The 6,416-nt window shown below is 64.9% G+C and carries 7 protein-coding genes; 4 read left to right on the forward strand and 3 right to left on the reverse strand.

Going from position 1 to position 6,416, the window contains the following annotated elements:
- Window positions 1-7: 7 nt before the first annotated feature.
- Window positions 8-928, forward strand: a complete 921-nt coding sequence (locus tag AC629_RS16035; RefSeq protein ID WP_084805747.1) for an SH3 domain-containing protein — start codon at window positions 8-10, stop codon at window positions 926-928.
- A 184-nt stretch (window positions 929-1,112) separates the two neighbouring features.
- On the opposite strand, the gene AC629_RS16040 is transcribed toward AC629_RS16035, so the two are convergent.
- Entirely contained in the window at window positions 1,113-2,768 is a 1,656-nt protein-coding gene (locus tag AC629_RS16040) for a fumarate hydratase (RefSeq protein WP_084805748.1), read from the reverse strand.
- Window positions 2,769-3,004: 236 nt separating this feature from the next.
- Between AC629_RS16040 and AC629_RS16045 the strand changes: the two genes are divergently transcribed.
- From AC629_RS16045 to AC629_RS16055, 3 genes are all read left to right on the forward strand, one after another.
- Window positions 3,005-3,484 carry a hypothetical protein gene (locus tag AC629_RS16045; protein WP_084805750.1) on the forward strand — a complete coding sequence of 160 codons (480 nt, stop codon included), beginning with the start codon at window positions 3,005-3,007 and terminating at the stop codon, window positions 3,482-3,484.
- A gap of 145 nt (window positions 3,485-3,629) precedes the next feature.
- Window positions 3,630-3,803, forward strand: a complete 174-nt coding sequence (locus AC629_RS46850) for a hypothetical protein (RefSeq protein WP_168195500.1) — start codon at window positions 3,630-3,632, stop codon at window positions 3,801-3,803.
- Window positions 3,804-3,919: 116 nt separating this feature from the next.
- Window positions 3,920-4,594, forward strand: a complete 675-nt coding sequence (locus AC629_RS16055) for a methyltransferase family protein (RefSeq protein ID WP_084805782.1) — start codon at window positions 3,920-3,922, stop codon at window positions 4,592-4,594.
- A 43-nt stretch (window positions 4,595-4,637) separates the two neighbouring features.
- On the opposite strand, the gene AC629_RS16060 is transcribed toward AC629_RS16055, so the two are convergent.
- Window positions 4,638-5,345, reverse strand: coding sequence for a glutathione S-transferase (locus AC629_RS16060; RefSeq protein ID WP_084805755.1), 708 nt, complete (start codon window positions 5,343-5,345; stop codon window positions 4,638-4,640).
- 192 nt (window positions 5,346-5,537) lie between these two features.
- A complete protein-coding gene (locus tag AC629_RS16065; protein WP_084805757.1) occupies window positions 5,538-6,227 on the reverse strand; it encodes a lectin in 690 nt (229 codons plus the stop codon).
- Window positions 6,228-6,416 lie beyond the last annotated feature (189 nt).

A 6,416-nucleotide genomic window follows, 5' to 3' on the forward strand; every position in this document is an offset into this window, starting at 1 on the left:
GCGAACCGTGCGCGCGCTCCGTCTCATCGCGGCAACGGTCCTGTGCGTCGCGACACAAGCGGCGCGCGCGGATGACACCGAACCGGCGTGGCGCGCAAGCGCGCTCGCCATGGTGCCGGCGGGTTACGTGGCCGGCACCGCCTATCGCACCGACGGTTTGACGGGATATCTCGCCGTCTATCCGGCGACATCGAACGATCCGAAAACCCCTGCCAGCGTGTTCGCCGCGCGCCAGTCGCTCGTGGTCACGCTCACACCGGATGCGACGCGTGCCGTCTCCGTCGCGTTGAAGCCGCGCACCGAGCCGGATCCGGACAACGACGACACCGATTTCGCAAAGCTGCACGCCGACCTCGCCGCAAAGCGCGCAACGCTGCCCGAGGGCACAGAGCCCTGCGATCTCGGCGCCTGGTCCATCGACAAGGATCCGAACGGCCTCAACGTGCGCGCCGAACCGTCGGTGAAGGCACGTGTGCTCGGCACCCTGCCGCCGCCTTACCAGCTCAAGCTCGGCGGCAGCGAGGACACGCCCGACGGCGGCTGGCTCACCGAATTCCGCATCATCGGCTCCAGGGACGGCTGGTTTCTGATCGAGGGCGCCAAGCCCCCGGGCAAGGACTACGAGGACGAGACCAAATATCCGCGCAGCGCGCCGAAGCCCTATGCGGGGCGCGGCTGGGTCGCGTCCAACAAGGTCGGCGCTGCCTATGCCAATGGCGCGACCCGCATGGGCGGACTGTTCCAGGCCCCCTTCGTCGATGCCAAATGGATGCCGGCCCAGCGCGAGCTCGGCGGCGCGATCGACACCGACGGCAGCCCGAAGCGCATCTTTGCCTGCAGCGGCCTCTGGGGACTCGTCGAGAGCCAGGACGGCGTCCGCGGCTGGTGGCGCGCGCTGTGCTCCAACCAGGTCACGACTTGCAGTTAGCTCTTTAGTCTCCCTCTCCCCGCTTGCGGGGCCGCGACGAGCTGCGCTCGCGCTGAGAGGGTTGGGGTGAGGGAGAGTCTCCGCGAGGACGGTGACAGTCGGACTCGTGGAGAGCCCCCCTCACCCGGACTTTGCGCCGCGCGCAAAGTCCGACCTCTCCCCGCAAGCGGGGCGAGGTGAAGAGTTAGCCCAGGTTCAACTCCTTGAAGAAGTCGTTGCCCTTGTCGTCGATGATGATGAAGGCGGGGAAGTCGACGACTTCGATGCGCCAGATCGCTTCCATGCCGAGCTCGGGATACTCGAGCACCTCGACCTTCTTGATGCAGTGCTCGGCAAGGTTCGCCGCCGCACCGCCGATCGAGCCGAGATAGAAGCCGCCGTACTTCTTGCAGGCCTCGCGTACGGCCGGCGCGCGGTTGCCCTTGGCGACCATCACCATTGAGCCGCCCGCGGCCTGGAACTGGTCGACGAAGGAATCCATACGGCCTGCGGTGGTCGGACCGAACGCGCCGGAGGCATAGCCCTCGGGCGTCTTGGCGGGGCCGGCGTAGTAGACCGGATGGTTCTTGAAGTAATCCGGCAGCGGCTCGCCCTTCTCCAGCCGCTCGCGCAGCTTGGCATGCGCGGAGTCGCGCGCGACGATCATGGTACCGGTCATCGAGACCCGCGTCTTGATCGGATACTTCGAGAACGTCGCAAGGATGTCCTTCATCGGCTGGTTGAGATCGATCTTGACGACCTCGCCGCCGAGCGACTGCTCGACCTGCGGCAAATACTGCGCCGGGTTGTGCTCGAGCTCCTCGAGATAGACGCCGTCCTTGGTGATCTTGCCGAGCACCTGGCGGTCGGCGGAGCAGGACACGCCAAGCCCGATCGGGAGCGAGGCGCCGTGGCGCGGCATGCGGATCACGCGCACGTCGTGGCAGAAATACTTTCCGCCGAATTGCGCGCCGACGCCGAGCGACTGCGTCATCTTGTGGATTTCCTTTTCCATCTCGACGTCGCGGAACGCATTGCCGTCGGGCGAGCCGTGGGTCGGCAGCGCATCGAGATAGCGGGCGGAGGCAAGCTTCACCGTCTTCATGCAGAGCTCGGCGGAGGTGCCGCCGATGACGATGGCGAGGTGATAAGGCGGGCACGCCGCGGTGCCGAGCGTCAGGATCTTCTCCTTGAGGAAGGCGAGCAGCCGGTCCTTGGTCAGCACCGAGGGCGTCGCCTGGAACAGGAAGCTCTTGTTGGCGGAGCCGCCGCCCTTCGCCATGAACATGAACTTGTAGGCGTCGTCGCCCTCGGCGTAGATCTCGCACTGCGCCGGCATGTTGTTGGCGGTATTCTTCTCCTCGTACATCGACAAGGGCGCGACCTGCGAGTAGCGCAGGTTGCGGCGCAGGTAAGCGTCGCGCGCGCCTTCCGACAGCGCAGCCTCGTCGTCACCGTCGGTGATGATGTTGCAGCCCTTCTTGCCCATGATGATCGCGGTACCGGTGTCCTGGCACATCGGCAGCACGCCGCCCGCGGCGATATTGGCGTTCTTGAGGAAGTCCAGCGCAACGAACTTGTCGTTCGGGCTCGCCTCGCCGTCCTCGAGGATCGCGCGGAGCTGCTTCAAATGGCCGGGGCGCAGATAATGGTTGATGTCGCCGAAAGCCGCTTCCGACAGCGCCCGCAGCGCCTCGCGCGACACCACCAGCATGTCTTTCCCCAGGACCTTCTCGACCCGGACGCCCTCGGACGTGATCTTCTTGTAGGGCGTCTCGTCCTTGCCCAGCGGGAACAGCGGGGTGTGCTTGTAGGGCGGAACGGGTTTTGACTGGTCGGGGAAAGCGGTGGGAGCGTTCATGAGGTCGATCTCGGGTTCTGGAGCCTCGCGCGGGCCCTCGGCATAGAAGCGTTCTAAGCATTTTTGCCGTAAAGGGAAGGAGCTATGGCGCGGTCGGGGCATCCCGATTCGGCACCGCTGCGGCCATTGTTCGGTCGCTGTCCGGGGGTCATCATGGTGCCCGATTGGGCCCGGCTGCACCCCTTGCGCTCTGCGCGCGCCGACGATTGAATACGCATGCTAAGGGGCTTTTCATCATGACATCGAATTCGAACGTCCGCGGCGCGATCCTCGTTGCCGCCGCCATCGCCGGCCTTGTGACTCTCGCCTCGCCTGCCCGTGCGGACCAGTGCGACGACATCGCAAAGCAGCTCGCGAGCGGCATCGACAAGCTGAAGGTCAACTTCAAGGCCGCCAACATCATCTACCTCACCCACCCGGCGGCGAAGGAGCTCTCGCTCGGCTGCCGCGCGCAGGGAAAGACCTATTCGAACGAGCTCTATGCCAAGGGCGACCGCAAGCCGACGCCGCAGTTCTACGACCTCGTCGGGTCCGCAGCGGCGATCATCTTCACGGTGCCGAAGGACGACACCACCAAAGGCGCCACGCGCTGCCTGAAGCGCATGGGCCTGTTGCGCGGCGACAAGGTGTCGATGCGCTTCAAGCGTCTCAACATGGAATGCACCCGCACCAAGACGGATGCGTCGATCGCGATCACGCGGCCGAAGGACGAATAGGCTCGGCGCTCACCACGCCGCGCGATGCTGGCGCGAAAGCGGAGCATCCCACCGCATCAGATCCCTCGCATTTTAACGATTGCCTTGACGGAAGTTTCGCCCCTCACAGGGCAAGGTCGATTGTTTCCATGTGTGAGGTATGTGGATGAGCGTTTCAACCGTTGCGCCGCCGCCGATCGCGACCGTGGTGCCGAGCTACGACACGACGACGCGGCAGGACGATCAGGCCAAGACCAAGGACAGCGCCCCGACCTACCAGCCGCCGCCGCCCGCGCCGCTGCCGCCGGGACAGGGAACGCGGATCGATCAGCTCGCCTGATCCGGCCCATCGAGGATGAAAAGCTCGATCCGGTCGATCGGGCCTTTTGCACGTCCGGCCGCATCTTCGCCGGATAGCGGGACCAGAATCGTGCGCAATTGACCTTGGACCTGCGCATGATCGCAAAACTGCTGTTGCAGAACACGATCGCCACCATCGCAATCGGCGCGCTGCTGTTCGTCTCCGCCGGGACCCTACGCTGGCCTTCAGCCTGGGTGCTCCTCGCGACCTCCGCCCTGCTCGGCCCGGTCTGCGGCTGGTGGCTCTATCGGATTGATCCGGCCCTGCTCGCGGAACGTCTGCGACCGGTGCTGCAAAGGGATCAGCCGGCCGCCGACAAAGTCTTCATGACCGTGTTCGTCGTCGCGATACTGGCCTGGCTCGCCGCGATGGGGCTCGACCGCCGCAATCAATTTTCCGACATGCCGGTCGCGCTACAGGCGCTCGGCTTCGTAATGTTCCTGCTCTCAACGCTGTTTATACTCTGGGTGTTCCGCGAGAACTCATTCGCGGCGCCCGTGGTGAAGCTGCAAGCCGATCGCGCACAGCGGGTGATCTCCACCGGGCCCTACGCGCATGTCCGCCATCCCATGTACAGCGGCATGATCCTGTTCTTCGCCGGCGTGCCGCTGCTCCTGGGCTCGTGGTGGGGACTTCCGATGATGCCAATCTTCGTCGCCCTGTTTGCGATCCGCATCCGCATCGAGGAGCGCACGCTGCGCGAGGGCCTGCCGGGCTATCCCGACTACGTGACGCGGGTGCGCTATCGTCTGCTGCCGGGCGTGTGGTGAACGCGTCTCACTGCCAACCGGTATCCGCTTCGCTCGAAAACCTCTAGCCATCCAGCTCGCGATAGCGGCGGAAGATGCCCTGCTCGTTGAAGGGAATGCGGCGTTCGCTGGCGAGATACGCCTTGATGTTCGGCCGCGCAGCGACGCGGTCGTGCAGGCCGACGAGACCCAGGATGTCCGCCTCGAACGCCTTCATGCGCTTTGGGAATGCGTAACGCAGTCCGTCGACGATCTGGAACAGCGAGAGATCGACATAGGTCAGCCTGCGGCCCGTGACATAGGCGCCGCCATTGCTGGCGAGAAGCTCTTCGAAATAGCCAAGATACTTCGGCACGCGCTCGCTCCAGAAGTCGGCCGTGCGCTTCTTTGCCGGCGGTTTCTGATCTTCGTAGTAGAGCGAGGGCCCGAGCGGATGATGGGTATCGTGGATCTCGACCACGAGGTCGGTGATCGTCAGTTGAAGCTGGTGCACCCAGAGTTTGCCGGCCTCCGTCTTCGGCGCGAGGGCATGACGCGCGCCGAGATAGAGCAGGATGTTCGCCGTCTGGCCGATGACGAGCTTGCCGGCTTTGAGGAACGGCGGCGCAAAGGGCGGCGTGCCCTTGTGCGCGTCCATCATCTTCATCATCGCGCTGGTGCCGCGCGGGCCGCGCGCGACGTCAACGTAAGCGGCTCCCGCCTCCTCCAGCGCCAGCCGCACATATTCGCCGCGGCCCTGGATCTCGGGCCAGTAATAGAGCTCGTATTTCATGGGAGGGGTCCGTGAGCGTGAACGCGTCTGGACCAATGTAGCACGTGGCTGCAAGTTCCGTCAGCGCAAGATGCAACAGCCGCTCCACATGCGCCGTCATTGCGAGCGCAGCGAAGCAATCCAGTTCGTCGTCACGGAGGGACTCTGGATTGCTTCGTCGCTACGCTCCTCGCAACGACGGAGGATCGAGCCTCAATTCGCCGCAAAACAATACAGCAGGCCGTCGCCGCCGGTGCTCTTCAGATCGGCCTGCGAACAGCCGCCGTCCGGACCGCGCGAGGGGTGAGAGCTGTTCCAGGACCTTGACGGCTCGTCGTCGCGCAGGCCTTGACGGTCGGCATGACCGACGACCGCGGCACCTTGCGTGCTCGACGTCCAGTTCTTGCAGGTCTTGTCATCACCCGCGGCAAACGCGGTGCCGTCAGCTTGCGATCCCGTAAGGATATCGTGCCGGTTTGGCGTGTCGCCACGGCCGTTGATGACCTCGCCCTTCTCGCTGAGTGCGGTCTGCTTGGTGAGATTATTGGCCGCGCCGTGCAGGTCGGCAACGTCCTTGGCAATCACGACGCCCTTGGCGTTCTGCCACGGCCCTCTGCCGATGCGGTCTCGCGCATTGACGGCTGGCTTGCCGTCGGCGGCCTGCGTCGAGAGATAGGCGCGCCAAGTCTTGGCGCCGGCGCCGCCAGTCTGTGCAAGCTTCTGGCATTGCGCATCGGCCCCCTCCAGGCCGCCGAGATCGGCGCCCTTGCCCGGGCCGTTGGAAGTTACGAAGAACGTCATGTCGGCCGACTGCGCTTGCGCCGATGGCGCTGCAAGCAAGGCAAGCGAGGCGACGGCGAGCGCGAGGCCCGAAATTGTCACGGATCTCTCGATACGGATCATCTTGTCCTCCGGTTGTGTTGTCGTTGGCCGCCTGATTTCAACCCGACGCGCGCCCGCTTATTCCGATGCCGCGATGCGAGACGTCCAATCGGCATAGGGGGCGACCTTGTGAGGTCGCTCCCCTGCCACACCACCCGGCATGCGGGTCCGCACCGGGCGGTTCGAGAAGTTGAGGTCATGAGAGTCGGG

This window comes from Bradyrhizobium sp. NAS80.1, from assembly GCF_001908205.1.
Taxonomy (GTDB): Bacteria; Pseudomonadota; Alphaproteobacteria; order Rhizobiales; family Xanthobacteraceae; genus Bradyrhizobium.

Excerpts from the sequence above, each read along its gene's own strand:
- AC629_RS16040 (WP_084805748.1), bottom strand. The coding sequence starts at position 2,768 with ATGAACGCTCCCACCGCTTTCCCCGACCAGTCAAAACCCGTTCCGCCC.
- AC629_RS16045 (WP_084805750.1), top strand. The coding sequence starts at position 3,005 with ATGACATCGAATTCGAACGTCCGCGGCGCGATCCTCGTTGCCGCCGCC.
- AC629_RS46850 (WP_168195500.1), top strand. The coding sequence starts at position 3,630 with ATGAGCGTTTCAACCGTTGCGCCGCCGCCGATCGCGACCGTGGTGCCG.
- AC629_RS16055 (WP_084805782.1), top strand. The coding sequence starts at position 3,920 with ATGATCGCAAAACTGCTGTTGCAGAACACGATCGCCACCATCGCAATC.
- AC629_RS16060 (WP_084805755.1), bottom strand. The coding sequence starts at position 5,345 with ATGAAATACGAGCTCTATTACTGGCCCGAGATCCAGGGCCGCGGCGAA.
- AC629_RS16065 (WP_084805757.1), bottom strand. The coding sequence starts at position 6,227 with ATGATCCGTATCGAGAGATCCGTGACAATTTCGGGCCTCGCGCTCGCC.